Annotated in this window: 23 protein-coding genes; 10 read left to right on the top strand and 13 right to left on the bottom strand. The window is 61.8% G+C overall.

Annotated features, from left to right (window positions below):
- Window positions 1–13 precede the first annotated feature (13 nt).
- From pyrC to OIU37_RS16775, 3 genes are all read left to right on the top strand, one after another.
- The gene (pyrC, locus tag OIU37_RS16785) at window positions 14–1,060 is read left to right on the top strand and encodes a dihydroorotase (RefSeq protein ID WP_264258104.1); all 1,047 of its coding nucleotides are present in this window, start codon (window positions 14–16) and stop codon (window positions 1,058–1,060) included.
- A 180-nt stretch (window positions 1,061–1,240) separates the two neighbouring features.
- Window positions 1,241–2,419: a GGDEF domain-containing protein gene (locus OIU37_RS16780; protein ID WP_240604153.1), complete on the top strand. Its 1,179-nt coding sequence runs from the start codon at window positions 1,241–1,243 to the stop codon at window positions 2,417–2,419.
- A gap of 190 nt (window positions 2,420–2,609) precedes the next feature.
- Window positions 2,610–3,146, top strand: coding sequence for a VOC family protein (locus OIU37_RS16775; protein WP_264258103.1), 537 nt, complete (start codon window positions 2,610–2,612; stop codon window positions 3,144–3,146).
- Between the two features lie 659 nt (window positions 3,147–3,805).
- On the opposite strand, the gene OIU37_RS16770 is transcribed toward OIU37_RS16775, so the two are convergent.
- Complete coding sequence (locus OIU37_RS16770; RefSeq protein ID WP_264258102.1) at window positions 3,806–4,288, bottom strand: DUF1772 domain-containing protein; 483 nt, start codon at window positions 4,286–4,288, stop codon at window positions 3,806–3,808.
- Window positions 4,289–4,290: 2 nt separating this feature from the next.
- On the bottom strand, window positions 4,291–5,112 hold the full coding sequence (locus tag OIU37_RS16765) for an NmrA family NAD(P)-binding protein (protein ID WP_264258101.1): 822 nt from the start codon (window positions 5,110–5,112) through the stop codon (window positions 4,291–4,293).
- A 101-nt stretch (window positions 5,113–5,213) separates the two neighbouring features.
- Here OIU37_RS16765 and OIU37_RS16760 point away from each other — a divergent pair, with 101 nt between their 5' ends.
- The 3 genes from OIU37_RS16760 (at window position 5,214) to OIU37_RS16750 (ending at window position 7,620) form a co-directional block, all read left to right on the top strand.
- Entirely contained in the window at window positions 5,214–5,870 is a 657-nt protein-coding gene (locus OIU37_RS16760) for a TetR/AcrR family transcriptional regulator (protein WP_171601750.1), read from the top strand.
- A gap of 71 nt (window positions 5,871–5,941) precedes the next feature.
- The gene (locus tag OIU37_RS16755; protein WP_168307867.1) at window positions 5,942–6,631 is read left to right on the top strand and encodes an orotate phosphoribosyltransferase; all 690 of its coding nucleotides are present in this window, start codon (window positions 5,942–5,944) and stop codon (window positions 6,629–6,631) included.
- A gap of 62 nt (window positions 6,632–6,693) precedes the next feature.
- Entirely contained in the window at window positions 6,694–7,620 is a 927-nt protein-coding gene (locus OIU37_RS16750) for a carbohydrate kinase (RefSeq protein WP_171601749.1), read from the top strand.
- A 205-nt stretch (window positions 7,621–7,825) separates the two neighbouring features.
- Here the strand turns inward: OIU37_RS16750 and OIU37_RS16745 are convergent, their stop codons facing one another.
- Window positions 7,826–8,206 carry a metalloregulator ArsR/SmtB family transcription factor gene (locus OIU37_RS16745; protein ID WP_264258100.1) on the bottom strand — a complete coding sequence of 127 codons (381 nt, stop codon included), beginning with the start codon at window positions 8,204–8,206 and terminating at the stop codon, window positions 7,826–7,828.
- A 169-nt stretch (window positions 8,207–8,375) separates the two neighbouring features.
- Here OIU37_RS16745 and OIU37_RS16740 point away from each other — a divergent pair, with 169 nt between their 5' ends.
- Complete coding sequence (locus OIU37_RS16740) at window positions 8,376–9,338, top strand: acyl-CoA desaturase (RefSeq protein ID WP_264258099.1); 963 nt, start codon at window positions 8,376–8,378, stop codon at window positions 9,336–9,338.
- 75 nt (window positions 9,339–9,413) lie between these two features.
- Here the strand turns inward: OIU37_RS16740 and otsA are convergent, their stop codons facing one another.
- From otsA to OIU37_RS16725, 3 genes are all read right to left on the bottom strand, one after another.
- A complete protein-coding gene (gene otsA, locus OIU37_RS16735; protein ID WP_180693900.1) occupies window positions 9,414–10,829 on the bottom strand; it encodes an alpha,alpha-trehalose-phosphate synthase (UDP-forming) in 1,416 nt (471 codons plus the stop codon).
- 692 nt (window positions 10,830–11,521) lie between these two features.
- On the bottom strand, window positions 11,522–13,147 hold the full coding sequence (gene pgi / locus OIU37_RS16730) for a glucose-6-phosphate isomerase (RefSeq protein ID WP_264258098.1): 1,626 nt from the start codon (window positions 13,145–13,147) through the stop codon (window positions 11,522–11,524).
- Window positions 13,148–13,284: 137 nt separating this feature from the next.
- Window positions 13,285–14,985, bottom strand: a complete 1,701-nt coding sequence (locus OIU37_RS16725) for a long-chain fatty acid--CoA ligase (protein WP_264258097.1) — start codon at window positions 14,983–14,985, stop codon at window positions 13,285–13,287.
- 248 nt (window positions 14,986–15,233) lie between these two features.
- Here OIU37_RS16725 and OIU37_RS16720 point away from each other — a divergent pair, with 248 nt between their 5' ends.
- On the top strand, window positions 15,234–15,626 hold the full coding sequence (locus OIU37_RS16720) for a PRC-barrel domain-containing protein (RefSeq protein WP_171601745.1): 393 nt from the start codon (window positions 15,234–15,236) through the stop codon (window positions 15,624–15,626).
- A 314-nt stretch (window positions 15,627–15,940) separates the two neighbouring features.
- On the opposite strand, the gene OIU37_RS16715 is transcribed toward OIU37_RS16720, so the two are convergent.
- From OIU37_RS16715 to OIU37_RS16690, 6 genes are all read right to left on the bottom strand, one after another.
- Window positions 15,941–18,394 carry a glycoside hydrolase family 2 protein gene (locus tag OIU37_RS16715; protein WP_264258096.1) on the bottom strand — a complete coding sequence of 818 codons (2,454 nt, stop codon included), beginning with the start codon at window positions 18,392–18,394 and terminating at the stop codon, window positions 15,941–15,943.
- Between the two features lie 81 nt (window positions 18,395–18,475).
- On the bottom strand, window positions 18,476–18,871 hold the full coding sequence (locus OIU37_RS16710) for a VOC family protein (protein ID WP_182210705.1): 396 nt from the start codon (window positions 18,869–18,871) through the stop codon (window positions 18,476–18,478).
- A gap of 96 nt (window positions 18,872–18,967) precedes the next feature.
- Window positions 18,968–19,717 carry an ABC transporter permease gene (locus tag OIU37_RS16705; protein WP_264258095.1) on the bottom strand — a complete coding sequence of 250 codons (750 nt, stop codon included), beginning with the start codon at window positions 19,715–19,717 and terminating at the stop codon, window positions 18,968–18,970.
- Window positions 19,714–20,658: an ABC transporter ATP-binding protein gene (locus tag OIU37_RS16700; RefSeq protein ID WP_264258094.1), complete on the bottom strand. Its 945-nt coding sequence runs from the start codon at window positions 20,656–20,658 to the stop codon at window positions 19,714–19,716. Before OIU37_RS16700 ends, OIU37_RS16705 begins: the two co-directional genes overlap by 4 nt.
- Complete coding sequence (locus OIU37_RS16695; RefSeq protein ID WP_264258093.1) at window positions 20,655–21,821, bottom strand: ABC transporter permease; 1,167 nt, start codon at window positions 21,819–21,821, stop codon at window positions 20,655–20,657. Before OIU37_RS16695 ends, OIU37_RS16700 begins: the two co-directional genes overlap by 4 nt.
- Window positions 21,822–21,906: 85 nt before the next feature.
- Window positions 21,907–22,815, bottom strand: a complete 909-nt coding sequence (locus OIU37_RS16690; RefSeq protein WP_168307857.1) for an ABC transporter substrate-binding protein — start codon at window positions 22,813–22,815, stop codon at window positions 21,907–21,909.
- A 521-nt stretch (window positions 22,816–23,336) separates the two neighbouring features.
- Here OIU37_RS16690 and OIU37_RS16685 point away from each other — a divergent pair.
- Window positions 23,337–24,584, top strand: a complete 1,248-nt coding sequence (locus OIU37_RS16685; RefSeq protein ID WP_171378041.1) for a LysR family transcriptional regulator — start codon at window positions 23,337–23,339, stop codon at window positions 24,582–24,584.
- The gene (locus OIU37_RS16680; protein WP_264258092.1) at window positions 24,581–25,306 is read left to right on the top strand and encodes a copper homeostasis protein CutC; all 726 of its coding nucleotides are present in this window, start codon (window positions 24,581–24,583) and stop codon (window positions 25,304–25,306) included. The genes OIU37_RS16685 and OIU37_RS16680 overlap by 4 nt, the downstream gene beginning before the upstream one ends.
- Here the strand turns inward: OIU37_RS16680 and OIU37_RS16675 are convergent.
- Entirely contained in the window at window positions 25,303–26,322 is a 1,020-nt protein-coding gene (locus OIU37_RS16675) for a zinc-binding alcohol dehydrogenase family protein (protein ID WP_264258091.1), read from the bottom strand. The two genes, OIU37_RS16680 and OIU37_RS16675, sit on opposite strands and share 4 nt — an antisense overlap.
- Window positions 26,323–26,356: the final 34 nt, after the last annotated feature.

The raw sequence follows: 26,356 nt of genomic DNA, 5'->3' as shown, positions 1-26,356 counted from the left end.
TCGGAGGCCTGCCATGCAATCGATCACCATCCGCCGTCCTGATGACTGGCACCTGCATCTGCGCGACGGCGCCATGCTGGAGGGCGTGATCGCCGATACGAGCCGCACCTTCGCCCGCGCCATCATCATGCCCAATCTCGTGCCGCCGGTTGTCACCACCACTGACGCCAAGGCCTATCGCGAGCGTATCCTCAAGGCCCTGCCGGACGGCCATCGTTTCCAGCCGCTGATGACGCTTTATCTGACCGAACATACCAGCCCCGATGATGTCGAGGAGGGCGCCAGAAGTGGCCTCATCACCGCCGTCAAGCTTTATCCCGCCGGCGCCACGACCAATTCGCATGGTGGCGTCCGCGACATGGAAAAGGCGATGCCGGTGCTGGAGCGCATGGCGAAGATCGGCCTGCCGCTCTGCGTCCATGGCGAGGTGACGACGCCGGAGGTCGATATCTTCGACCGTGAGGCTGTCTTCATCGAGACCGTGCTCGATCCGCTGCGGCAGCGCCTGCCGGAGCTGAAGGTGACGATGGAGCATGTGACGACATCAGACGGCGTCGATTACATCAAGGCGGCCAAGGGCAATCTCGCCGGCTCGATCACCACCCACCATCTGATCATCAACCGCAACGCCATCCTCGTCGGCGGCATCCGCCCGCATTATTACTGCCTGCCGGTCGCCAAGCGCGAAAGCCACCGGCTGGCCCTGCGTGCGGCGGCCGTCAGCGGTGACGCCCGCTTCTTCCTCGGCACCGATTCCGCCCCGCATGTCGATCCGCTGAAGGAATGCGCCTGCGGCTGCGCCGGCATCTATACCTCGGTCAACACGATGAGCTGCCTTGCCCATGTCTTCGAACAGGAAGGCGCGCTGGAGCGGCTCGAAACCTTCGTGTCGCTGAACGGGCCGGGCTGGTACGGGCTTCCGCCGAACGAGGAACGCATCACGCTCTCGCGGCAGGCCGAGCCGGTCGTCTTTCCCGCGAGGATTGAAACCGGCGCCGGTCCGGTGACGGTGTTCGATCCGATGTTTCCCCTGCATTGGCAGGTGGTCCAGCAGGCGTAAGCTTTCAGATTTCAATTTTAAATAGATTTTTTATCCTAAATCCCGGCGTAACGTTAAACGCGTAACATTTGTATTGTGCGGTGCATCATTTGTTAACGGATGCATAAGACATTCCTCAGCACCGACCCCATGAGCTGCCGACATCATCCGGCGCGGCTGCAGTCGCGGAGGCTGAAAAGCATGATGCTTGACTATAATTCCCTCTTGCTGGCGCTCGGCGTTTCCGCGGCCTGCCTTGCCGTGACGCTCATGGGCAGCTGGTTTGTCCGCCGGGCGGAAACCGTGCTGCTCACCGCCACTATCGGCCTGGTCCTCGTCGTCAGCGGCATTTTCGTCTACAGCGCCTATGTGACGACACCGGAGAAATGGTTTGGCGTCGGCAACTTCGTGCTGTTTCATGCCGGTTTCGCCACCATATGGGGTGCGGGCAGACAGTTTCTCACTGGCCACCTGTCCATCCGAGCCATCGCGATCCGCGCGCTCGCGGCGATGATCTTTTCCGTGGTGCCGATGTTATCGGGCTATGACGGTCTGGCTTTCATCGCCGACAATCTCGCCATCGCCCTTTTGCTCTTTGCCACCGCCCGGCAATATTGGCTCGCCCGTGCCGAAGCACCGGCGCCGCTCCTCGGCATTACCGCGCTCTATACGCTGACGGCGATCTCCTTCGTGCTTTGCGCCGCCGTGCTGATAGCAGACGGTAAGCTGGTGCTGGGTCATGCCCCCAGCAACTGGGCCGAAGATCTGAGCCTTGCCGTCTGCATCGCCGGCATGACCGGGATCGGCGCGCTGTCGCTGGCGCTGCATCAATGGCGGCTTGCCGCCCGTCATCGTCTCGATGCGATCACCGATCCGCTGACCGGCCTGCTCAACCGCCGCGCCCTCTTCGACCAATACGGCACCCGCCCGATGGGAACGACCACCGCCGTCATCGTCTTCGATATCGACCATTTCAAATCCGTCAACGACCGCTTCGGCCATGCCGCCGGCGACCGCGTCCTCAATGTCTTCGCCGGTGAACTTTCGGCCCATTGCCGCAGCGGTGACACCGCTGCCCGGCTCGGCGGCGAGGAATTTGTACTGGTGCTGAAGGAGATCATGCCCGGTCGGGCGGAACTGACGGCCGAGCGCATCCGCCGGGCGTTCGAGGTGCGCGAGATCCATATTGGCGACGAAGTGCTGACATGCACGGTTAGCGCTGGCGTCGCCCCCGGCCGGTCGAAGAGCTTGGATTTCGACGCCATGCTGAGTGCCGCCGACAAGGCGCTCTATGTCGCCAAGCGCGCCGGCCGCAACCGGGTCGAGCTTGCCAGCTACCTCAAGGCGGTTCCCGTCGAGGCAACACGCACCGCGTCTTGATTCCTGACCGACGCTCTCATATTATCGCCCTCGGCCGGATGCGGCCAGCCGCCCCGCGACGCTTCTGCGTTATGGTGAATGCATCCAGATACCATCCTTCACATCCCATGCCGTTTGGCGATCGATGGCGAACGGGTCAGCAGACGCGGGCACTGATCTTCCTGTTTGGCGCCAACGGAAGGATGACATCATGCGCGATTTTCGCGATGCCAAGCTCATGGCAAAAACATTGCGGCAGGCCCTTGCCGAGCGCGACATTTCGCTGACCCACAGCGAGACGCTCGAAATCGTCGCCCGGCAGTTCGGGCTCGATCAATGGAATATCCTCTCGGCAAAGATCGATGCGGCAGCGGCGAGCCCCTCTGCCATCGGCATCGAGCCGCCAATGCCGATCTTCCGGATCTTCTCGGTCGAAAAGGCCATGGAGTTCTATTGCGGATTTCTCGGCTTTACTCTCGATTGGGAGCACCGCTTCGGCGAAAATTTTCCGCTTTATTGCCAAGTCTCGCGCGACGGCATGGCGCTGCACCTGAGCGAACATTCCGGCGACGCCAGCCCCGGCGCCAAAGCCTTCGTCCGCGTCGCCAATGTCCGAGCCTATCACGCCGAACTCTCAGGCAAGGACTACCGCTACATGAAGCCGGGCGTCGAGGAAGCCCCGTGGGGGCTGGAGATGACCGTCACCGACCCCTTCAGCAACCGCATCACCTTTTGCGAGCAGACGTAGGACTGGGGGCGGAGAAATTGCTCCGCTCCCCATTATCCTGTGGGATGCGGAGGTCGCGGCTGGGCTCCCCTCTTCTCCCCAGCGGGGAGAAGGTGGCCCGAAGGGTCGGATGAGGGGGCGGCACGGTACTCCCTATATGTTGCCCTTCGCTTACGCTCAGCGCATTCGCGGCTTTGCCGCTCACCCCCTCAACCGCCTGCCGGCACCTTCTCCCCGCTGGGGAGAAGAGACGTCTAGCAGCGCCGGATGCACCATCCGCTGCCCGCGACAAGGTTGACTGGCGTGTCGCCATACATTCCGTCATTCTCGGCCTTTAGCTATGGCTGTCTGGTCAAAAGAGGCAGTGCCGGAGCCATGAGGTCGCGGGCCTGCCTGCCGAGAGGAACAATATGAAATACCTCCCAGTCTTAGTGCTAACATTTCTGTCGATTCTGTTCGGATGGTTATTCTATGAAAGGTACTGGAAGTTCCGAGATTGCATATCGCAAGCCTTATCCAGCTGCCTCACTCCCGACGGTGACAACCTGACGCAAGGCGGTTCGCTGTGGGCTGGTTTGGCAGGGCTGTTCTTGTTGCTCGCTGTGATCTCAGCCTGGCGCGCTTTCCGAAGCCGGGATGCTGGCAAATAAGCTGGAGCGGCCAGCTCTCCCGCTTGCTTCTCAAACGATCATCAACGCCCGCACGAAGGCCACCGAGGCAAGCAGCGAGGCGAACGTCCGCACATGGTTCCACCACGTCCAGTCCCTGACATAGGTGCTCCAGAACTGAACCGCTTCCGGCCCGTTGCCGGCGACCTTTGCCAGCGCATCGTTCATCGGCACGTTGAAGATGATGGTCGAGAGGAAGGAGGCGAAAATGTAGAGGGCTGCCCCCGCCAGCATCAGCGCGGATGCCCCGCCGCGCCAGTCGATCAGGGCGAGCACGACGATGACCAGGCAGAGGATCGCCGTGGGCACGAAGAGGCCCATGAAGGGTGAGCGGACGATCGTCACGTTGATCGAGTTCATCGCCGCGATGCCTTGCTCGGCCGGGATGCGCGAGAAGGCGGTCATGATGAAGGTCGAGAAGGCGAAGAAGATGCCGGCGACGAGACCGCTGCCGATCGCCGCGGCGACGAGGGAGATGATGAGAATGATCTGCATGGTCAGCTCCATAGTCCGGTTGCCGCGGTCCGGCGGGCATATTCGCTGAAATCGGTGGCGGGACGGCCGAGAATTTCGGCCACACCGCCCATGGTGCCGGAGTTGCGCCCATCGAGCACCTGGCCGAAGAGTTCCTTCAGAAGATCGATCAGGTCCTGCGGCAGGCCGGCATCCGCAAGCCCGCCGGTGAAATCCGCCATCGACACCTGCTCATATTCGATCGGCCGGCCAGTGGCCGCGGCGATCTCGGCGACCGCCTGGCGGAATGTCAGCGCTCGCGGGCCGGTCAGTTCGTAAGTCTTGTTGCGGTGGTGCGGATCGGTCAAGGCGGCGACGGCGGCATCGGCAATGTCGTCGGCATCGATGAAAGGTTCGCTGATCTCGCCCGCCGGCAACTGCAGGCGGCCGCCCAGGATCTGCTCGACAAAGGCGCCCTCGCTGAAATTCTGGCAGAACCAGGAGGCGCGCAGGATGGTGGCGTCAATGCCGGAGGCTTTCAGCGCCGCTTCGCTGCGTTGCGCGCCCTCTTCGCCGCGGCCGGAGAGCAGCACGATATGTTCAAGGCCACATTCTAACGCGACCTCGGCGAGTGCCCCGATCGCTTCTGCCGCCCAGGCGACGGAAAGATCCGGCTGGAAGGCGACATAGGCGCTCGATGCGCCGTCAAGCGCGCCGTGCCAGGTCAACCTGTCCTCCCAGTCGAAGGGACGGGCGCTGGAGCGCGATGCGGCGCGAACGCTGTGCCCGCGCTCTTCCAGGCGCTTGATGATGCGGCCGCCGGTCTTTCCCGATCCACCGACGAGAACGATTTCGGAAGTTTGCATGTCAAAACTCCTCCCAAACATTGCAAACAAGAGAAACTCTCTCATTTGCAAAATGAGATAATCTCTCTTATTTTGTTTGTCAACGTGGAAAAGGAGAGAGCATGTCGGAACAGCCGGTCGCAACGCGCAGACGCCAGCAGGAGTCTACCGGCCAGCTGCGCCGCATTCCCAGCCAGCAGCGCGGCCGCGAGCGCTTCGAAAAGATCCTCGCGGTTGCCGCCGAGCTGATCGAAAGCCATGGCAGCGACGGCTTAAAGATGAGCGAGATTGTCGAAAAGGCTGGTCTCTCCTTCGGCGCCCTCTACCAATATTTCCCGGACAAGACCTCGATCATCCGCACATTGGCCGAGCGCTTCAACGAAGAGGGCAGGCGATGCGTCGAGGAGGAACTGGCGAAGGTGACCGACGCTGCAGCCCTGCAGGGCGCGCTCGCCAATATCGTCGACGAATATTACGCCTTCTTCCGCCGCGAGCCTGTCATGCGCGACATCTGGCATGCGACCCATACCGACAAGCTGCTGCAACAGGTCGATGCCGAGGACATGGAATTCCATGCCCAGGCATTTCTCGCGGTGCTTATCCGCCTATGGCCGGATCGCGACCGGAAGGAGCTGCTCGCGATCGCCCGGCTGACGATGCAGCTGCTTGCCGCCGGCGTGCGTTATGCCGTTTCGCTGGATGCGGAGGAGGGCGCTCAGGCAGTCGCCCTGTTCAAGAAGATGCAGATCGTTGATATCGGCCGCCTGCTGCAGCAATAGCCCGCCTTTCGTCTGGAAACGGCGGGCTCTTGCTGCTATTCCCGCAGGGATCCAAGCCGAAGGAGAGCCGCATGATCCAGACCACATTTCCCGACCGTGCCGTGATGGCCGAATTGCTGGCCAAGATGCTCTGGGAAATCAAGGCGGTCCATTTCAATGCCGATCAGCCCTATAAGCTTTCCTCCGGCATGGCGAGCCCGGTTTATATCGATTGCCGCAAGTTGCTCTCCTTCCCGCGCATCCGCTCGACGGTGATGGATTTTGCCGCCAGCACCCTGCTGCGCGACGCCGGTTTCGAGCAGTTCGATTGCATCGCCGGCGGCGAGACCGCCGGCATTCCCTTCGCCGCCCTGCTGGCCGATCGTCTCGGCCTGCCGATGATCTATGTTCGCAAGCAGCCGAAGGGCCATGGCCGCAATGCCCAGATCGAAGGCAACATGCCGGAAGGGTCGCGGGTGCTGGTCATCGAAGACCTGACGACGGCAGGCGGCAGCATGTTCAAGTTCATCGATGCCATCCGTGCCGCCGGCGGTATCGTCGATCACGGCATCGCGCTGTTCTTCTACGGCATTTTCGGCGAACAGCGCTTTGGCGACGGCAAGGTCAGGCTGCATCACATCGCCACCTGGCGGAATGTTCTGGCCGTTGCCAAGGAGCAGAAACTCTTCGACGACAAGACGCTGTCGGAGGTCGAGGCCTTCCTCGATGCGCCGCTGGCCTGGTCGGGAAGAAATGGTGGCGTTAGTGAGCTTTCGCTCTAGCCGGTTGACAAAAGCTCGCTTAATCGGTTGATGAACGTATCAGTGCTGTTGGGAGGAATACGATGATTTTGTGCTGCGGCGAAGCCTTGATCGACATGCTGCCAAGGGACACGACCCTCGGCGAAAAGGGCTTTGCGCCCTATGCCGGCGGCGCGATCTTCAACACCGCCATCGCGCTCGGCCGCCTCGGCATCCCCACCGCCTTCTTCACCGGCATTGCCGATGACATGATGGGCGAAATCCTGCTCGAAACGCTGAAGGCGAGCAACGTCGATTACAGCCCCTGCGCCATCACCCCGCGTCCCTCGACCATCGCCTTCGTCAAGCTGGTGAACGGCCAGGCGACCTATGCCTTCTACGATGAGGGCACGGCCGGCCGGATGATCACCACGGCCGACCTGCCTGATCTCGGCGACGATTGCGAAGCGCTGCATTTCGGCGCGATCAGCCTGATCCCGAGCCCCTGCGGCGAAACCTATGAAGCCCTGCTCGACCGCGAAGCCGCTCGCCGCGTCATCTCGCTCGATCCGAATATCCGTCCGGGTTTCATCAAGGACAAGCCGTCGCATATGGCCCGCATCAAGCGCATGGCTGCGAAGTCCGACATCGTCAAATTCTCCGACGAGGATCTCGAATGGTTCGGCCTGCAGGGCGACCATGATGCGCTCGCCGCCCATTGGCTGAACCACGGCGCCAAGCTCGTCGTCATCACCAAGGGCGCGGAAGGCGCTTCCGGTTATACCAAGGATCGCAAGGTGACGGTGCCGAGTGAGCGCGTCACCGTCGTCGACACGGTCGGTGCCGGCGACACCTTCGATGCCGGCATCCTGGCTTCGCTGAAGATGGATAATCTGCTCACCAAACCGCAGGTCGCCTCGCTCGACGAAAAGGCACTCCGCAACGCCCTGACCCTCGGCGCCAAAGCCGCCGCCGTCACCGTCTCCCGCGCCGGCGCCAATCCGCCCTGGGCGCGTGAAATTGGCCTTTAAGGCTCGATCAAGCGTCTGCCCCTCATCCGCCTGCCGGCACCGACCGGGGTCGAGCCACGGGTCTCGACCCGTCCTTCGGACCCCCGCTTGCGGGGCGAAGGGGATATGCCGCAACCTCTCTCGGTCCCCATTGACGTCGCTCAGGGCACGTCCCCTCGCCCCGTTTACGGGGAGAGGGTTAGGGTGAGGGGCAAATCTCGAACGCTTATTTCGCGAGCTTCGCCGGCACCAATCCGCCCCGGGTGCGGGCCTGGCTTTCCTTCTTGATCGGCCGACCGACCGGGCAGACCTCCTGCACGAAGCCATTAAGCGTGTTGACGAGATTGTTCTCGATCAGGGAATAGTGGACGAACTGGCCCTGTTTTTCTCGTCTGATCAGACCTGCAGCTTCGAGGATGGAAAGATGCTGCGAAACGGCTGGCTTGGACATGCTGAAGCGGTCGGCGATCTCGCCGGCGGTCAGGCCCGAGGCCGAGAGATAGGCGAGGATCTTTCGGCGTGGGGCACTGGAAAGCGCGTGGAATACCCGCTGGGCGGCGCTGACCGAACTGCCTTCTCCTGCGTCATCGAAAGTCTTTTCGTCCAAGTCCGGTCTCCATGCCTCTGGCATCATCACATCGATCCACTAACCAATTAAGCAATTAACGTATTGCTTAATTGTTTCCGCTCATGCAAAGTAATTAGGTAATTGCTTAATTAATGAATTGGTGGGCGATGTTCAAGTGGAGAATGCGCCCGATGGGAGGGAGTTTGTCATGAGCAGTATTTCCACTGGACGCATGATCGACGACGGAAGCGATCCCGTGAAGGGCAGGGTCGTCTGGATGCCAGCAAAGTCGATCTGGATCACCGTCATGACCTTGATCGCCATGATTGGCGGGCCATTGACCCTCACCTGGAATGCTTTTGCCGTCTTTATCCTCCTGACCGCCATCACGATCTGCCTCGGTCATTCGGTCGGCATGCACCGGCTGCTGATCCATCGCTCATTCAGCACTCATATCTGGATCGAGCACTTTCTCGTCTATCTCGGTACGCTGGTCGGCATGGCCGGCCCCTTCGGCATGATCTACGCGCACGATATTCGCGACTGGGCGCAACGGCAGCGAGACTGCCATGACCTCTATGCCCATCGGCGGCCTTTCCTCATCGATGCCTTCTGGCAGATGCATTGCATCGTGGTGCTGGAGCATCCGCCGCGTTTCGTCCTCGAGGAGTGCGAGCGGCGCGACCGCTTCTATCGTTTCCTGGAGGCGACATGGATGGCGCAGCAGATTCCCTTGGGACTCGGGCTCTTTGCGCTCGGCGGACTGCCATGGGTGGTTTGGGGAATTGCCGTGCGGATATCGGTGTCGCTGACCGGACACTGGCTGGTCGGTCATTTCGCGCATCGAGACGGCCATCAGGGCTGGAATGTCGATGATGTCGCGGTGCAGGGCTATAATCTGCCGCGTTTCGGGCTGGTGACCTTTGGCGAGAGCTTCCACGGTAACCATCACGCCTTTCCGGATTCGGCGCGGCTCGGCATCGAGCCGGGGCAGCTGGATCTCGGTTGGTATTTCATCCGGCTGCTGGCAAGGCTCGGTCTGGCATCGGCGATCAAGCTCCCACACATGATCGTGCCAAGGCGGGGGTTGAGACGCATCGACGCAACTGATGCGGCGGGTGACGGTCATCCGCCGCATCACGCAGCAGGTCATGCAGAATCTTGCCCGTGAATGGCTCCTCCTTGCGGCAACGTCTCGATTCCCTCTTCTTCCCTCCGGTCCGAAGGAGTGGTCGACGTCGATCGATCAGGAGGCTATCCGGGAGTCACGCTCCGGTCGAAGCTCGGGAGGAAGCACCAGGTCCCGCAAAAAGTTCTCGCACCAAAGTGAGACGTCGTGGGTTAGCAGATGCTCCATCATCATGCTCCAGCGGTCGCGGCGCTCCTCCAGCGACATGGCAAGACCCCTGGCGAGGGCATTGGCAGTGCCTTCGACATCGTAAGGATTGACCAGCAGCGCGCCCTTCAACTCTCTGGCCGCGCCGGCGAAGCGCGATAGCAACAATACGCCCGGGCGATCGGGATCCTGAGCGGCGACATATTCCTTGGCGACGAGGTTCATGCCGTCGCGCAACGGCGTGACCAGCCCGATCGTCGCCAGCCGGTAGAGGCCGGCAAGCACGTTGCGGCTGATCGATCGGTTGACATAGCGGATCGGCACCCAGTCGACCGTTCCGATGGCACCGTTCACACGGCCTGCCTGTTCGGCGACCATCTTCTGCATATGTTCGTATTCGGGAACTTCCGATCGCGACTTCGGCGTGACCTGCAGATAGGTGACCTTGTTTTGGTAGCCAGGATTGCTGGTGAGGAAGCGTTCGAACGCTTCCAGCCGCTGAATGATGCCCTTTGAATAATCGAGGCGGTCGACCCCGATGATCATGTCCCGGCCTTCAATGCTGCGCCGGGTCTTCTGTACCATGATATTGTTTGCGGCCCTCTCGGCGAACTCGGCGAAGCCCGCGGTTTCGATCCCGATCGGATAGGCACCGGCCTTGAATATCCGCCCATGGGAATCAAACAATCCATTTCCAAGGTCGTCGCCAATTCCCTCCCTCCTGAGATAACCGGCAAAATTCTGGAGGTCGTAATCGGTCTGGAAGCCGACGAGATCATAATGCGAGAGCCCGCGCATGATTTCTTCATGAACGGGCATCGTAACGAGAATGTCGGCCGGCGGCCATGGAATGTGCAGGAAGAAGCCGATCCGGTTCTTCAGCCCCATCTGGCGCAGTTCAGCCGCCAGCGGTATGAGGTGATAATCATGAACCCAGATGGTGTCGTCCGGTTCGATCATCGGCGCCAGCCGGTGAGCTAAGAAGCGGTTGACGCGGAAATATCCGGCCATTTCCTTCCGGCCATATTCGGCGAGGTCCAGTCGATAATGGCAGATGGGCCAGAGAACACGGTTTGCAAAGCCGCGATAATATTCCTCGACGTCGGTGTCGGTGAGATCGGTCAGCGCATAGGTGATGTTGCCCTTCTGCAGTTGCGACAGCGGGCCAGGTTCCCTGTCCCCGCTCGAGTCTCCCGACCATCCCATCCAGATGCCGCCACGCTCCTGCAGGGCTGCCTGCAGCGCAACGGCCAGACCGCCGGCAGCGGCGCTCCCATCTTTGGCGGGCATGGGAACACGATTGGAAACGACGATAAGACGGCTCATGAGCTTCCTTTAAAGAAGATGGGACATGTAAACGCTGCGTGACGAGCGTCTTGAGACATCTCCTGAACTTGGCAGGGACCATGCAGTAAAGGCGCCGACATCGACACAGCCGACCCGGACGCGAGCGGCCCGGTGCAGATGCCAACAAGAACAACGAACGGAGCATTTCCGCACAGATTTTGCTTGAATCTAGGGCGATTCCAACGAATTGAAAGAATTCATTCTATAATTTTTTAACTGGAAGAACGTTCATCCGGTTTCGTACCGCAGGCCGTTCTTCATCATGCCTTCTGGCAGATGCGGCCAGCACTTGGCCGAGCCACGGGTCCGACCAATCCTTCAGACCCCAATAAAAGGGTGAAGGGATATCCCGCAGCCTCTCGGTTCCCTCTTCTCCCCAGCGGGGAGAAGGTGCCCGTAGGGCGGATGAGGGGGCCGGCGAAGCCGGTCTTCACAACGTCGATACGGGCTTCGACCGCGCTCGTCTCGACCGTGTTTAGGGCGCAGGCAGGGTAGGATATGAGGTGAAGGATGTGCCGCGCGGCCCCCTCATCCGCCTGCCGGCACCTTCTCCCCAAGGGGAGAAGAGCACATGCCGCAACCTCTCCGTTTCTCACTCGCCTCTCGCAGGGCACGTCCCTTCTCCCCGTCAGAACGGGGAGAGGGTTAGGGTGAGGGGCAATCTCGATCGTTTACGTCGCAAGCTTCGCCAGCGCCGCAACCAGGCCCTGCGTCGAGGAGTCGTGCGATGCTGCACTTTCCTTGCCTTCGACGACCGGCAGCAGGCCCGTCGCCAGTTCCTTGCCGAGCTCGACGCCCCACTGGTCGAAGGAGTTGATCCGGAAGAGCACGCCTTCGACGAAGACGCGATGTTCGTAGAGCGCGATCAGTCGGCCGAGCGCATAAGGGGTCAGCTTGTCGTAGACGAAGGTGATCGACGGCCGGTTGCCGGTAAAGACCCGGTGCGGCGCGATGAAGTCGGCCTTTTTGTCGTCCATGCCCTTGTCGGTCAGCTGCTTCTTGGCTTCCGCGAAGGTGCGGCCCTTCATCAGCGCTTCCGATTGGGCGAGAACATTGGAGATCAAAAGCTGGTGCTGGTGGCGCAGCTCCGGCTCGAAGGCATTGGCGGCGATCATGAACTCGGCCGGGATGATGCTCGTGCCCTGGTGGATCAGCTGGTAGAAGGCGTGCTGGCCGTTGGTGCCGGGCTCGCCCCAGACGACCGGGCCGGAATTGCCTTCGACCGGCGTGCCGTCGATGGTGACGCCCTTGCCGTTCGATTCCATGTCGAGCTGCTGCAGATAGGCCGGGAAGCGCGACAGGCGCTGGTCGTAAGGCAGGATGGCGCGGGTGGGGTAACCCAGCACATTGCGATGGTAAAAGCCGATCAGGCCGAGCAGCATCGGCAGGTTCTCGGTAATCGGCGCCTTACGAAAATGATTGTCGACGGCATGGGCGCCGTCGAGGAATTTGCCGAAATTCTCAGGGCCGACGGCGATCATCAGCGGCAGGCCGATCGCCGACCAGATCGAGTAACGGCCGCCGACCCAGTCCCAGAAGCCGAAGACGCGGGCGCTGTCGATGCCGAAGGCGGCGACCTTGTCGAGTGCCGTCGAAACGGCGGCGAAGTGGTGCTGCACGGCCGCTTCGCCGAGCGCCTTGGCGATGAAATTGCGCGCCGTCTGTGCATTGGTCATCGTCTCAACGGTGGTGAAGGTCTTCGAGGCGACGATGAACAGCGTCGTTTCCGGCTGCACCAGCTTCAGGATATCGGCGACATGGGCGCCGTCGATGTTGGAGACGAAATGGGCGCGCGGTCCGTCATGGAAGGGGGCAAGCGCCAGCGTCGCCATCACCGGCCCGAGATCCGAGCCGCCGATGCCGATATTGATGACGTCGGTGATCGCCTTTCCGGTCGCGCCCTTCAGCGTGCCGGAGCGGACGTCGTCGGCAAACTTGCCCATGGCGGCAAGCACCGCATTGACGTCGGGCATGACGTCCTTGCCGTCGACCAGAACCGGCGTATTGGAGCGGTTGCGCAGCGCGGTGTGCAGAACGGCGCGATCCTCGGTGAAATTGATCGCCTTGCCGGAGAACATTTCCTCGCGCTTTGCCTCGACGCCGCCTTCTTCGGCGAGCTTCACCAAGAGCTTGAGGATGTCGTCATTCACCGCCGTCTTGGAAAAATCCATCAGCAGGTCGTCAAGCGCGACGGAAAAGCGCGAAAAGCGCTGCTGATCGGCGGCGAAGGCGGCACGGATATCGGTTGCCTTGGTGGCATCAGCGGTGCTTTTCAGCTGTTCGACGATGGCGTTCATGGGAGGCTCCTTTGGAGGCGGAAAGGTTGCGGAAACTATTCGCTTTCTCACCCGCAAATCAAGTTCAGCCCCCTGCCGAAATAGAAAAAAGCCACCCGCGGCAAGCGGATGGCTTTAATTTCATCAGATCGTCAAATTCAGCCGCGCAGGTCCTTGCGCAGGATCTTACCGACCGGCGACTTCGGCAGCTCGGTGCGGAATTCGATGAAGCGCGGGCGCTTGTAGTTGGTGAGGTTGGCGATGCAATGGGCTTTCACCTCGGCTTCCGTCAGGTTGGGATCCTTCCTGACCACGAAGAGCTTCACCGCCTCGCCCGAATGTCCGTCCGGCACGCCGATGGCTGCGGCCTCGAGGATGCCGGCATGCATGGCGGCGACTTCCTCTATCTCGTTCGGATAGACGTTGAAGCCCGAAACCAGGATCATGTCCTTCTTGCGGTCGACGATCTTGGTATAGCCGCGTTCGTCCATGAAACCCATGTCGCCCGAGCGGAAGTAGCCGTCGTTGGTCATCGCCCGCGCCGTCTCTTCCGGCTTCTGCCAATAGCCTGCCATCACCTGCGGCCCGCGGATGCAGATTTCGCCGACCTGGCCGAGCGGCAGCGAATTGCCCTCCTCGTCGCGGATATCGAGGTCGGTGGAGGGGAGCGGCAGGCCGATTGTGCCGGTGAACTCAGGCGAATCGAAGCGGTTGGCGGTGGCAACAGGCGATGTCTCGGAAAGGCCGTAGCCTTCCGTCACCGCCGTGCCCGTCATCTTCAGCCAGCGTTCTGCGACCGGGCGCTGGACGGCCATGCCGCCGCCGAGCGACATGATCAGCGAGGAGAAGTCGAGCTTGGCAAAATCGGCATTGTTCATCAGCGCATTGAACAGCGTGTTGAGGCCGGGGAAGATATGCACCTTCGATTTTTCGAATTCCTTGACGAGGCCGGGAATGTCGCGCGGATTGGCGATCAGGATATTATGGGCGCCAAGCGACATGCCCATCAGCGAATTCACCGTCAGCGCGAAGATGTGGTAGAGCGGCAGGGCGCAGAGGAAATTCAGCACCTCCGGCTCTTTCTTGCGCTCGAAGGCCGATCGCAGCCAGAGCGACAGCTGCAGCTTGTTGGCGAGCAGGTTTTCATGCGTCAGCACCGCGCCCTTGGCGACACCCGTCGTGCCGCCGGTATATTGCAGGAAGGCGATATCGCCACCCGCAAGCGTGACCGGCTGGAGCTCTTTTCCCGCACCTTCGCGCAGCACCTGGCCGAAGCTCTTGTGCTGTGGGATCGACCAGGAGGGAACGAGCTTCTTCACCTTGCGCACGACGAAATTGACGATTAGTCCCTTCGGCCCCAGCATTTCCCCGAGCGAGGTGACGACGACATGGCGCAGATCGGTCTTGTTGAGAACCTGCTCCACCGTGCGGGCAAAATTCTCCAGCACGAAGATCGCCTTGGCGCCGGAATCCCGCAACTGGTGTTCGAGCTCGCGCGGCGTATAGAGCGGGTTGACGTTCACGACGACGAGGCCGGCGCGCAGGATGGCGTAGGTCGCGATCGGGTTCTGCAGCACGTTCGGCATCATCACGGCGACGCGGTCGCCCTTCTGAAGGCCGGTGCTCTGCAGCCAGGCAGCGACCTTGCGCGTCTGGCTCTCCAGCTCACGGTAGCGCATCGCCTTGCCCATGCTGGAAAAGGCGGTCCGGTCGGCGTAACGGGCGCAGGATTTTTCGAGCAGTTCGGTAAGCGAAGCATATTCCAGCGGCGGAATCTCTGCCGGAACGATATCGGGATAGGCGGCAAGCCAGGGTTTGTTGGGCTTGGCTCCGTTCGGATGGACGGAAATGCTGTTCATCTTTGTCCTCTCTCCCTTGCTGCCGCCGCCGGCGCCGAGCCGGCAATCGACTAGAAGGATCCTCCATCTTCCAGTCCGGCAGCTTATGCCATTGCTTGAACGGTTCAAGCCGAATGAAGCTATACTAACCTTGACGTAAACGTCAACATTCACTCGCTGGACGATCGTCGGAAGGATTGGGAACTTTGAGTTCGCCATGACGTTGATCTTGCACACTCATCACGAGGAACACCAAAAGGAGGTGCACAATGTTGAACCAGGATACTGACGCCACCCGCCGTGACCCGAATGTCAAGGACACGCAATCACTGATCGCCAGTGACCGCGTCGAAGGCACCCGCGTCTATGGTCCGGATGGCAGGCACATCGGCTCGATCGAGCGCCTGATCATCGGAAAGCTCGACGGCCGCGTCGCTTATGCGGTGCTGAGCTTCGGCGGCTTCCTGGGCATCGGTCACGATCACTATCCGCTTCCCTGGGAAAAGCTGAACTACGACACCCAGCTGGACGGCTATCGCATTGACCTGACCAAGGAGCAGATCGAAGGCGCCCCGAGCTATTCGGACGATGACGACACCTGGTACAACGATAATGGCCGCCGGGTCTATGATTACTACGGCGTGCCGCCCTACTGGATGTAACGTCGTCCGATAGGCTGAGCTGGAAGGGCCCCGCGGATGCGGGGCCTTTTTGGTGTTTGGCGATGAGCTTCGCTCTTACCCGATCCGGCAGATGCTTGCTCACCCTCATTCCTGTGCTTGTCACAGGAATCCAGTGCGCCCAAGTCCTTGGGCGCGGAAGACTTTTCCGCTTGAGGTTTCGGGTCATTCACCGCGCGGACGCGCGGTGGCTGGATTCCTGTGACGAGCACAGGAATGAGGGAGGTAGAGACCACGGCAGCTAACAGACCACATTTTCAACCGAGTAGCCGGCACAGCCCGGATGTGAGACCTCTTTAGTCCCCTGCAACAAGATCGTTGGCCGAGCGCAATACGGTGCCGACGACAATGTCGTCTGCCACGATCGTCTCCGCTGTCCTCACCACAAAGACATGGCTCTCGCCCGGCAGCAGCGTCACCAGCATCGAATCGACGACGGCATCCGGATCCAGCCGATCCCCCATCAAGCAGAGATCCTTGAGGAAATTTTGCGCCGTCACCTTCACGGCGACCCCACCGTCGATCCCGCTGACATCGACCACCAACCGCGGCGCCGGCAAGGCAAGGTCGATATCCTCGACGAAATAATGAAAAGCCCGCCTGTCGAGCATCTCGACGACAACAACCTCGTCCTTTGGTAAGTCCGGCGTGACGATATCCCCAGGCAGCGGAAATTCCTTGGCCTCGAAGCGGTCGCAGAGCAGGCGCCAGAATTCGAATTCGGCCAGCACGGTGCCGTCGAGCTTCAGGCGTTTGCCGGCAATCTTCGCCCGCCAGAACAGGGTGCGTTCGTTGACCGCCACCGCCGCAAGGCCATCGCGGCGCGGCTGGATCGTCAGCAGGCGCGGATCATAGGCCGCCTTCAGCGCATACCAGAGCGGCTTGCGGCGCCCGGCCGAATCAAGCGCCGCCCATGAGGTGACCGGCCAGCAATCGTTAAACTGCCAGACGACGGCGCCCTTGCAGATATCCCGATGCGAGCGCATGTGCTCGACACCGAAGCGGATGGCGCGGGCCTGGTTGAGCTGGGTTGCGAAGTGCCAGTCATCCATTGTCCGCGGCTCCGGCAGATGGCCGGCGAGGCCGCGGATCAGCTTGTCGTTGCCTTGGGTGGCCTTCTGATGGTGGAAGACGCCGTTCGATTGCGGCGTCAGCGGCGCGTCATGCACGCTTTCTTCGATCGTCGCCCAGGTGGCCGGCGCCTGCCAGCCGAATTCGGAGCAGAAGCGTGGGATATAATTGCGGTAGATCTCGTAGCCGACATCGTTCCACACGTCCCAGATATGTTTGCAGCCATGTCCGTCGGCATTGGGTTCGATCTCCATCGAGCCGGAATAGGGACTGCCGGGATAATAGGGCCGGTCCGGATCGAGTTCAGCGCAGAGTTTTGGCAGCAGGTCGAGATAGTAGCCGAGCCCCCAGCTTTCGCCCGCCTTGATGATCGGCCGCCAGCCCCATTCGTCGAAGCCCCAGATGTTCTCGTTATTGCCGTTCCAGAGAACCAGCGAGGCATGCGGCATCAGCCGCACGACATTGTCACGCACCTCCGCCTCGACCTCGCTTCTGAGCGGCTCTTCCTCCGGATAGGCGGCGCAGGCAAAGAGGAAATCCTGCCAGACCAGCATGCCGGCGCGGTCGCAGGCCTCATAGAATTCGTCGGCCTCGAAGATGCCGCCGCCCCAGACGCGCAGCATATGAATATTGGCGGCCTTTGCCTCCTCGATCCGCGCGGTATAACGCTCAGCCGTAACCCGCGGCGGAAAACAATCATCCGGTATCCAGTTTGCCCCGCAGATGAAGAGCGGCACATCGTTGATGACGAAGGTGAAGGCCGAGCCATGTTCGTCGGCTGCGGTATCGAGCCGCAGCGAGCGGAAACCCAGTTCCCGCTCGAGAGCGTCAAGTACATCGTCGCCGGTTTCGTCGACCAACTTCAGCGTCATCGGGTAGAGCGGCTGCGCGCCGAGATGGTGCGGCCACCAGAGCTGTGGCGAGGGGAGAGCGAGCTCGAAGGAAACCTCGTCTTCGTCAGGCCCAACCGCCACGGTCATGGTCACGCCGCCGATTGCGGCGACGAGCCTCAACGGCGTCTTGTCGCCATGCCGCGCCAGTCTGGCATGCACCTTCACCAGCCCGTCGCCGCCGGGAAGCGTTGCCGACATCCGTGTTTCGGCAAGCCGCGCCCGATCCCAGCTTTCCAGCCGGACCGGCTTCCAGAGGCCCACTGTTACCAGCGTCGGCCCCCAGTCCCAGCCGAAATTGCAGGCCATCTTGCGCATCAGATTGCCCGGACCCGGATAGTTGTTGGGACGGTAGCCGTAATGTTTCTCCATCTCCGCGCCATAGGCGTAGGCGGAGCGGAAAGTGACCGTGAGTTCGTTGGCGCCGGCCTTCAGCAGTGCCGAAACATCGAAACGATGGGTGCGGTGCATGTTGAAGGTACGGCCGATCGCTTCGCCGTTCAGGGATATCACCGCGACCGTATCGAGCCCGTCGAAGACCAGTTCCTGCACCCTGCCATCATCAGGCATCGCCTCGAAGCTGCAGCGATAGGTCCAGTCGGTCTTGCCGATCCAGTCATTGGTGATCTCGTTGACGTCGATATAGGGATCGGGGATCAGCCGGTTGGTGAGAAGGTCGAGATGCACGCAGCCCGGCACCGTCGCCGGTACTGCAGCCGGCAGGCCCGGCCTGCCTGTATCGTTACAGGAGAGCGTCCAGCCGGAATTGAGCGCAGTCTTTTCGATCATGGCGGGCTCCTCATGCATGCCGCTTCAAGCTGTGGGATTATCTGTGGCTTGGAACGTATCGGTGGTTCGGCGTCGGATGCCTTAGAGAAAACGGCCGTGGCGCTGCAGCACTTCGATCTTGTAGCCATCGGGATCGCTGATGAAGAAGAACAGGCCGAAGAGCTTGCCGTCGCGGTTGAGCTCCACCAGTTCACCGGGCTTGAGCCCAAGCTTCGACAGCCGCTCGCGCTCGACCGCCACCTCTTCGACAGAAACGGCGAGATGGCCATAGGCATTGCCCTGATCGTAGGGCGCGGTCCGGCCCTTGTTGACGGTCAGTTCCAGCTCGAAGCCGGTCTCGGCATTGCTCATATAGATCAGCGTGAAGGTTTCGAAATCGACGCGGTCGGCGACCGAAAGGCCGAAGGCCCTGCTGTAGAAATCGACGGAGCGCGCCTCGTCGAGAACGCGGATCATGGAGTGGATCATCTTCGCCAAGGCGGCCTCCCATTGCACTACAGCGCCGCGCGTCTTTTTAGACGCGCAAAGGACGCTGTAGCACTTTGAATTACTGCAGCCTTGGTACCCGTCCTCTTACGCCGCGCGCAAGCCGATTCTTCGCGTAATCGCTCCTTCGACCAAGCCCATGGCATCATAGATCAGCACCGCCATGAGGCCGACGATCAGGCCGCCCTGCAGGATGAAGGCGGTGTTGTCGGAAATCAGCCCGGCGATGATCACCTCGCCGAGGCCCTTTGCCGCAACCGTCGAGCCGATCGTCGCCGTGCCGATATTGATGACGGTCGCCACCTTCAGCCCCTCGAGGATCAGCGGCAGGGCCAAAGGCAACTCGACGCGAAACAGCCGCTGCGTGCCGTTCATGCCCATGCCGTCGGCGGCATCGAGAATTTGCGGCGAAACCTGCTTGAGCCCGGCGACGGTGTTTTCGAAGATCGGCAGCAGGCCGTAGAGAAAGAGCGCAATCAGAGTCGGCATGGCGCCGAAGCCGGTGGCGGGAACCGCGAGCGCCAGCACCGCGACCGGCGGAAAGGTCTGTCCGGCATTGGCGATGGCGCGCGACAGCGGCAGGAAGTCAGCCCCGCTTTCCCGCGTCACGAAGATGCCGCCAACAACGGCAAGCACGGCGCTGCAGACGATCGATCCGATCACCAGCTGCAGGTGGCCGGCGGCAAGCGAGGCAAGGCTGTTCTGCGTATAGACAACAGGCGCATTGTTGCTGGTCAGCGGGGTGAGCAGGAAGGAAAGCCACTCCGTCCTGAACAGCAGGATCAGGAGCAGGGCAAACGCCGCCAGGCGGAAGAGATTGGCGACGACGAGCTTCATGCCTTGCGGCCCAGTTCGAGAAGCCGGGTCATCGAGATCGATCCAACCGGCGCCTTCTCGCCGTCCTGCACGGCCGCCTCGTCGACCCCCTGCCAGATCATTTCGGCCAGCGCATCACGCAGGCTGAGCGACTGCGGCAGGGCATAGGCGAGACCGTTCTTTGCCGGCTCCATGCTTTCCTTCAGCGGCAACAGCGACATCAGCTTCAGCGCCCGGTCGGAGGTGCCGGTCAATTGCTGCACGAAGGGATCGGCCGGTTCGGTGAGGATCTTTTCCGGCGTCGAGCATTGCAGCAATCTGCCCTGACTCATCACCGCGATCTGGTTGCCGAGATGGAAGGCCTCGTCCATGTCATGAGTGACGAGAATAACCGTCGTACCGAACTGTTTCTGGATCGCCAACAGATCGTCCTGCGCCTTGCCACGGATGACGGGATCGAGCGCCCCGAACGGTTCGTCCATCAACAGCAGTTCTGGTTCGGCCGCCAGCGCCCGGGCGACACCGACGCGCTGCTGCTGGCCGCCGGAGAGCTGATGCGGATATTTGTCGGCAAATGTTGCCGGATCGAGGTTGAAAAGCCCGAGCAGTTCCTCGACCCGTTTGGCGATACGGGCGGAATCCCAATCGAGGAGCTGCGGGACGGTGGCGATATTCTGCGCCACGGTCCGGTGCGGAAAGAGGCCGTGCCCCTGGATGGCATAGCCGATCTTGCGGCGAAGCTCGGTCACCGGCACGTCCATCACATTTTGCCCGCCGACGAAGATCTCGCCTTCGGTGATCGGCACCAGCCGGTTGATCATCCGCATCAGCGTCGATTTGCCGGAGCCCGACGTGCCGACGATGACGGTGATCTCGCCCTTCTCGACGCTCATCGAGACGTCGTCGACGACAGTGGCGGCGCCATAGCGCTTGGTGACGTTCCTGATCTCGATCATGCTCATGCGGCGGATCCCCGGATGCTGTCGATGACCGCATCGAGGATGACGGCCGATGAGAAGGCGAAGAAGACGGTCGGCACGGCGCCGAGCAGGACGAGGTCCATGGCCGTCTGGCCGAGCCCCTGGAAGATGAAGATGCCGAAGCCGCCGCCGCCGATCAGCGCCGCGATCGTCACCATACCGATCGCCTGCACCAGCACAATGCGGATGCCGGTGAGGATGACCGGGAAGGCGAGCGGCATGTCGATGCCGGTCAGGATCTGCCAGCGTGTCAGCCCCATGCCGGCCGCAGCGTCGCGCACTGAGGGGTCGACCCCCTGAAGGCCGACGACGGTGTTGGCGACGATCGGCAGCAGCGAATAGAGCACCAGCGCAATCAAGGCAGGCGCCGTGCCGATGCCGCGGATGCCTATCGCGGCGGCGAGCGGCACATGGGTGGCGAGATAGCCGAGCGGCAGCATCAGCAGGCCGAAGAGCGCCAGACTCGGGATCGTCTGAATGAGGCTGAGCCCCTGCAGCACAATGGCCCGCAGCTTCGGCACCCAGAAGCAGAGAATGCCGAGCGGCAGGCCGAGAATAATGGCGATGGCAAGCGAGCCGAAGGCCAAGAGCAGATGCGAGATCGCTTCGGTCTCGAATTGCGGGGCCCGCGTTGAGAATTCCTTCATGATCGAAAGGCTGTCGAGCAGGCCGGAGAAGAGCGAGAAGAAGAGCAGCGCCGTGTAGGCTGCAAGGGCTGCGACCCGCATCCAGGGCGCCAACCGGATCTTCACCAGCGCATCGGATATGACGAGGCCGATCACGGCAAACAGCACCCAGAAGCCGCCGCCGGGCGTCATGCGCGCCACCGTGCTGCCGGGCGGCGTTGCCGCCGTCGAGACGAGGCCGATCGCCACGATCAGCGCCGCAAGGCAGAGCGTTGCGATAACAAGCCGGGCCACCGCATTGGTGAGGAACAGCGTGGCGAAGGCGGTGAGAAGGAGAAGCACGGTCAGGATAATGACGGAAGGCTGGGGAAGAAGCTGCATCAGCAGCATCGGCTTGCCGGCGGCAATGCGGTTCGCCTTCACGTAGATGAAGGGCATCAGTGCTGTCGCCGCGATACCGCCGGCCACCAGAACCACGCCGAGCCGGTCCAGTTTGCGGACCGCTAAGGTTTCTTCCATCAAATCAACCCTGTCTGGCCAACCCTGTCAGCCCAACCCTGTCAGCAAAGGAGGCTCCGCCCTTGATGGGCGGAGCGGGCTATGACTACTTCAGGAAGCCTTTTTCCTTGAGATAGGCTTCGGCAACCGATTTAGCCGGCTCGCCGTCGACCTGGATCTTGGCGTTGAGTTTGCGCAACTCGTCGGCGGTCAGGCTCTTGAAGATCGGCGAGAGCACTTCCTCGATCTTCGGATTGGCCTTCAGCACCTCTTCGCGGATGATCGGCGTCGGGGCATAGACCTGCTGCACATTCTTGTCGTCTTCAAGAACGGTGAGTTCGGCCGCTTCGATCGCGCCGTCGGTGCCGTAGACCATGGCGGTATTGACGCCGTTCGTTTGGTCGGCGGCCGCCTTGATCGTTGCCGCCGTGTCGCCGCCGGAAAGAACGACCATCTGGTCGGGCTTCAGCTGGAAGCCGTAGGTCGTCTGGAAGGCGGGAAGCGCGCCGGCCGAATTGACGAATTCGGCGGAGGCGGCAAGCTTGGCAGCACCGCCTCCGGCAACCCATTTGCCGAAGTCCGTGAGGCTCTTCAAGTTGTTCGGCCCGGCGACGTCGCTGCGCACGGCGAGCGCCCAGGTGTTATTAGCAGGCGACGGCGTCAGCCAGACGATCTTATTGGCGTCGTAATCGAGCTTCTTCGCCAGCTCATAGCCCTGGTCGATGTTCTTCCAGGCGGCGTCATCGGCCTTGTTGAAGAAGAAGCCGGCATTGCCGGTATATTCCGGATAGATGTCGATTTCGCCGGCGGTGATTGCCTTGCGCACGACGGGTGTTGCGCCAAGCGCGATGCGGTCCTGCGTCTTGATGCCGTTCGCTTCGAGAGCGAGCGCGATGACGTTGCCGAGCAGCGTGCCTTCGGTGTCGATCTTCGACGAGACGACGACGTCCGCGGCCTGGGCCGCGCCCACTGCGAAGGCGGAGAGCGAAACGGCAAGTGCGAGTTTCTTCAGCATGGAATATCCCCTTGTTAAACACCGTTGACCTACAGCGCCACACGTCTTTCAGACGTGCAAGGACGCTGTAGCACTTTGAATTTCTGCATAATTTCTCCTGAAATCAGTTCCGATTTCAGGAATTATGCAGTGGCCCAAGCCCTTGGCGGGAGGCTTGCGCGCAGGAAAATCCGCCGGCGAGGGCGACGACGCCGCCATCATGCCGGAATTGCGTGCGTGATGGAAATAGCGTGCATGCCCGAAAAATCGATGCAAGCCCCCTCCAGTATTTGCGGTCGCGGCACGATTATGGCGGCGAATGCACCTCCGCGCGCGGAAACGCATTCCCTTTTCCAAGGCCGGCGCGATTTGTTTTTGTCCCCTTGCGTGTTTCCACGATATTCCCCGGCTCTTTCGCGGTTTCCCGCCGCCGGGATTTTTTATGACGGGAACGATAGCCAGCCTCTCCGGAGGCAGGGATATCTTTTTTCGTGAACACATCATATCGTCCGGTTTTCCCAGCGCTTTCCGGAGGTGGCCGTTTGCATCTTGGTGCCTTGTTCATTGCCAGCCATGTCCTGACCTCCGGTTCGGTCCGCGAGACCGCGCGGCGCTTCCAGCTGTCGCCCTCCACCGTCTCGACGGCAATCCATAATCTCGAGACCGAACTGGCGATGACGCTGACGGAACGCGCCTCAGGCGAGCTCGCGACGTTGATTGCGAGCGGCAGGGTGCTGGAAGGCCTGGAGCCGATCATGGCTGCGATCGCTGAGCTCGGCCAATGGGCCGGTCACGACGGCGCCGCCGCCGAGATCGACGAGGCCTGGGCATCGCGCATTCCCGTCAAGATCGTCACGATGGAGCGTTTTCTCGAAGTTGCCGACCAGGGCAGCATCAACCGGGCCGCCCGCCGCCTTCGCCTCGGTCAGCCGCAGCTTTCGCTTCAGCTTGCCAATCTTGAGAAATTTCTTAAGCACCGTCTGTTCGAGCGCCAGGCGCAGGGCTCGGTGCTGACGGAGGAGGGCAGGCGCGCCTACCAGATCTTCATGGCGATCAGCCAGGCGTGGAACGACCTGAAATCGTCGGCCGACGAGCGTTATCGGCGCACCGCCCGGTCGCTGCGCATCGGCTCGATCATCCCGACCGGATCGGAAAGCTGGGTGGCGCGCTGCCTGGGCACGCTAGTCTCGGAATGGAATCTCCGCCGCAATAACAATGCGATCTCGCTGGTCTCGATGACCGCCGACGATCTGCGCGAGGCGCTGAAGAGCGGCCGCATCGATGTCGCGATCCTGGATTCGGTCTTCGGGCTGGAAAGCTTCCGCCATCGCGAATTGCTGCAGACCGACATGGTGGTGATCGCGCCGCCTGATAGCACCGAGACCAGTGTCGCCGATCTCGTCGCCGGCCACCCGATTTGCATGCCGAGCCCGCGTACCGGCCTCGGCCATGCTGCCATGGCCTTCAGCTATGAACGCGCGCCCAACCGGCGCCTGCGCGGCCAGGATATCACCGCGGCGGATTCACTGCCTGTCATCGTCGACCTCGTCGCCAATCACGGTTACGTCTCCTTCCTCGGCCGGGTCAGCGCCATGCCGATCGCCGACAAGGTGCGTATCGTCGATCTCGACGAGCATCTGCCGATGTCCTATCACGTCGCCTTCAACCATCGCAAAGCCGCCGCCGATGCCTGCGCAATGATCATCGAGGCGGCGGCGAGAATTACGTCAGAAACCGTCGCGCGTACCATAACGCTGACGGACGCCGGAGCCAGGGAGACTGCAGCGTGACGATCTTGCTGGAAGTGTGCGTCGACAGCGCCGAAGGCCTTGCCGCCGCGATCGAGGGTGGCGCCGGGCGCATCGAGCTCTGCTCGGCGCTGGAACTCGGCGGCCTGACGCCGGTGCCGAGCCTGATGCGGATCGCCGCCCGGGCACCCATTCCGGTCTACGCGATGATCCGCCCGCATGCCGGTCCCTTCATCTTCGACGGGGCAGATGAGGAGGCGATGATGATCGACATCGATGCCGTGCGCGCCGCTGGCCTTGCCGGTGTGGTCATCGGCGCCAACCGGCCGGATGGCACGCTCGACATGCCGTTGATCCACCGTTTGAAGGCGCATGCCGCAGGCCTCGGCTCGACGCTGCATCGCGCTTTCGATCTGGTGCCGGATGCCGACCAGGCGCTGGAACAGGCGGTCGAGCTCGGCTGCGAACGCATTTTGACCTCCGGCTGCTCGCTGAAGGCTACCGACGGTCTCGAAACGCTGAAGCGCCTCTCGGCAAAGGCGGCCGGGCGCATTTCGATCATGCCTGGCAGCGGCATCCGCCCCGCCAATGTCGGTGAAATATTACGGGCGACCGGCGCCCGCGAGGTCCACGGTTCCTGCAGCTCACCGGTTGAAAGCCGCGATCCGCGCGCCGTGGCTTTCGGTTTCGAGGCGAGGAGAATGAACCGGACCGATGTTACGGTGGTCAGGGAGATGCATCGGACAATCAAGGCCGCGATTTAATTCCCGATAGTGATTACCGCTTTGATCAGGCCATTCTTTTCGTGCGCCCAGCGCGCGAGGTCGCGCGGCGCATCGGCAAGCGTCGTGCGGTGGGTGATGAGTTTGTCCACCGGCACCAGGCCTTTGGCGATTGAACCCGCCACATGTTCGAAATCGACGCGAGTGGCGTTGCGGCTGCCGATCACCATCATCTCGCGCTTGTGGAATTCCGGATCGGAGAAGCGGATATCGTCCTTGACGACGCTGACCAGCACCAGCGCGCCGCCATGGGCGACGAAGGAGAAGGCCTTTTCCATCGAAGGCCCGTAACCCGTCGCGTCGAAGACCACGTCGAAACTGTCGCCATTGGTCTTTTCCCGTACGGCCTCCGCTGTCGCCTCGTTGGCAACGATGCCGGAAGTGAAGCCGAAGCGTTCCGACGCCATCTGCAGCCGCTCGGTGCTGGTATCGAGCAGCGTCACCTCATGTCCTGCAATGCGCGAGAAGATCGCCGCCCCGAGCCCGATCGGCCCGGCGCCGATGACCAGCGCCCGCGCGCCGGCGCCGGTCATCGAACGGCGCACCGCATGGGCGCCGATCGCCAGGAACTCGGTCGTCGCCGCCGCTTCGAGGCTTACACCTTTGGCGGCATAGAGGTTCTCTGCCGGGACTGAAATCTCCTCGCAGAAGGCGCCATCCGTATGGACGCCGAGCACCTTGATATTGGTGCAGCAATTCGGCTTGCCCTGACGACAGGCGATACACTGCCCGCAGGAGAGATAGGGATTGACGATGACGGGCGTGCCGACCGCCATGGCAACGCCGTCGCCCGCTTCCAGCACCGTCGCCGAGATCTCATGCCCCATCACCCGCGGATATTCGAGGAAGGGATGTTTGCCCTCGAAGATGTGGTAATCGGTGCCGCAAATGCCGACATGGCTGACGGCAAGCCGCACCCAGCCAGCGGCGGGAGCCGCAGGCGAAGGACGCTCGACGATCTCGAGCACGCCGGGCTCCCGGCAAAGAACTGCTTTCATGACGGATCTCGCATTCCTGAGATGGAGGAAGCCG

Origin of the sequence: Rhizobium sp. BT-226, from assembly GCF_025847085.2 — a bacterium.
Lineage (GTDB): Bacteria > Pseudomonadota > Alphaproteobacteria > Rhizobiales > Rhizobiaceae > Rhizobium > Rhizobium sophorae.
The sequence above is the reverse complement of the archived record's forward strand: the minus strand, read 5'-3'. Positions and strand labels throughout refer to the sequence as shown.

What these genes read in the sequence shown, in the direction of transcription:
- pyrC (WP_264258104.1), top strand. Translation starts at nt 14, where the DNA reads ATGCAATCGATCACCATCCGCCGTCCTGATGACTGGCACCTGCATCTG.
- OIU37_RS16780 (WP_240604153.1), top strand. Translation starts at nt 1,241, where the DNA reads ATGATGCTTGACTATAATTCCCTCTTGCTGGCGCTCGGCGTTTCCGCG.
- OIU37_RS16775 (WP_264258103.1), top strand. Translation starts at nt 2,610, where the DNA reads ATGCGCGATTTTCGCGATGCCAAGCTCATGGCAAAAACATTGCGGCAG.
- OIU37_RS16770 (WP_264258102.1), bottom strand. Translation starts at nt 4,288, where the DNA reads ATGCAGATCATTCTCATCATCTCCCTCGTCGCCGCGGCGATCGGCAGC.
- OIU37_RS16765 (WP_264258101.1), bottom strand. Translation starts at nt 5,112, where the DNA reads ATGCAAACTTCCGAAATCGTTCTCGTCGGTGGATCGGGAAAGACCGGC.
- OIU37_RS16760 (WP_171601750.1), top strand. Translation starts at nt 5,214, where the DNA reads ATGTCGGAACAGCCGGTCGCAACGCGCAGACGCCAGCAGGAGTCTACC.
- OIU37_RS16755 (WP_168307867.1), top strand. Translation starts at nt 5,942, where the DNA reads ATGATCCAGACCACATTTCCCGACCGTGCCGTGATGGCCGAATTGCTG.
- OIU37_RS16750 (WP_171601749.1), top strand. Translation starts at nt 6,694, where the DNA reads ATGATTTTGTGCTGCGGCGAAGCCTTGATCGACATGCTGCCAAGGGAC.
- OIU37_RS16740 (WP_264258099.1), top strand. Translation starts at nt 8,376, where the DNA reads ATGAGCAGTATTTCCACTGGACGCATGATCGACGACGGAAGCGATCCC.
- otsA (WP_180693900.1), bottom strand. Translation starts at nt 10,829, where the DNA reads ATGAGCCGTCTTATCGTCGTTTCCAATCGTGTTCCCATGCCCGCCAAA.
- pgi (WP_264258098.1), bottom strand. Translation starts at nt 13,147, where the DNA reads ATGAACGCCATCGTCGAACAGCTGAAAAGCACCGCTGATGCCACCAAG.
- OIU37_RS16725 (WP_264258097.1), bottom strand. Translation starts at nt 14,985, where the DNA reads ATGAACAGCATTTCCGTCCATCCGAACGGAGCCAAGCCCAACAAACCC.
- OIU37_RS16720 (WP_171601745.1), top strand. Translation starts at nt 15,234, where the DNA reads ATGTTGAACCAGGATACTGACGCCACCCGCCGTGACCCGAATGTCAAG.
- OIU37_RS16715 (WP_264258096.1), bottom strand. Translation starts at nt 18,394, where the DNA reads ATGATCGAAAAGACTGCGCTCAATTCCGGCTGGACGCTCTCCTGTAAC.
- OIU37_RS16705 (WP_264258095.1), bottom strand. Translation starts at nt 19,717, where the DNA reads ATGAAGCTCGTCGTCGCCAATCTCTTCCGCCTGGCGGCGTTTGCCCTG.
- OIU37_RS16700 (WP_264258094.1), bottom strand. Translation starts at nt 20,658, where the DNA reads ATGAGCATGATCGAGATCAGGAACGTCACCAAGCGCTATGGCGCCGCC.
- OIU37_RS16695 (WP_264258093.1), bottom strand. Translation starts at nt 21,821, where the DNA reads ATGGAAGAAACCTTAGCGGTCCGCAAACTGGACCGGCTCGGCGTGGTT.
- OIU37_RS16690 (WP_168307857.1), bottom strand. Translation starts at nt 22,815, where the DNA reads ATGCTGAAGAAACTCGCACTTGCCGTTTCGCTCTCCGCCTTCGCAGTG.
- OIU37_RS16675 (WP_264258091.1), bottom strand. Translation starts at nt 26,322, where the DNA reads ATGAAAGCAGTTCTTTGCCGGGAGCCCGGCGTGCTCGAGATCGTCGAG.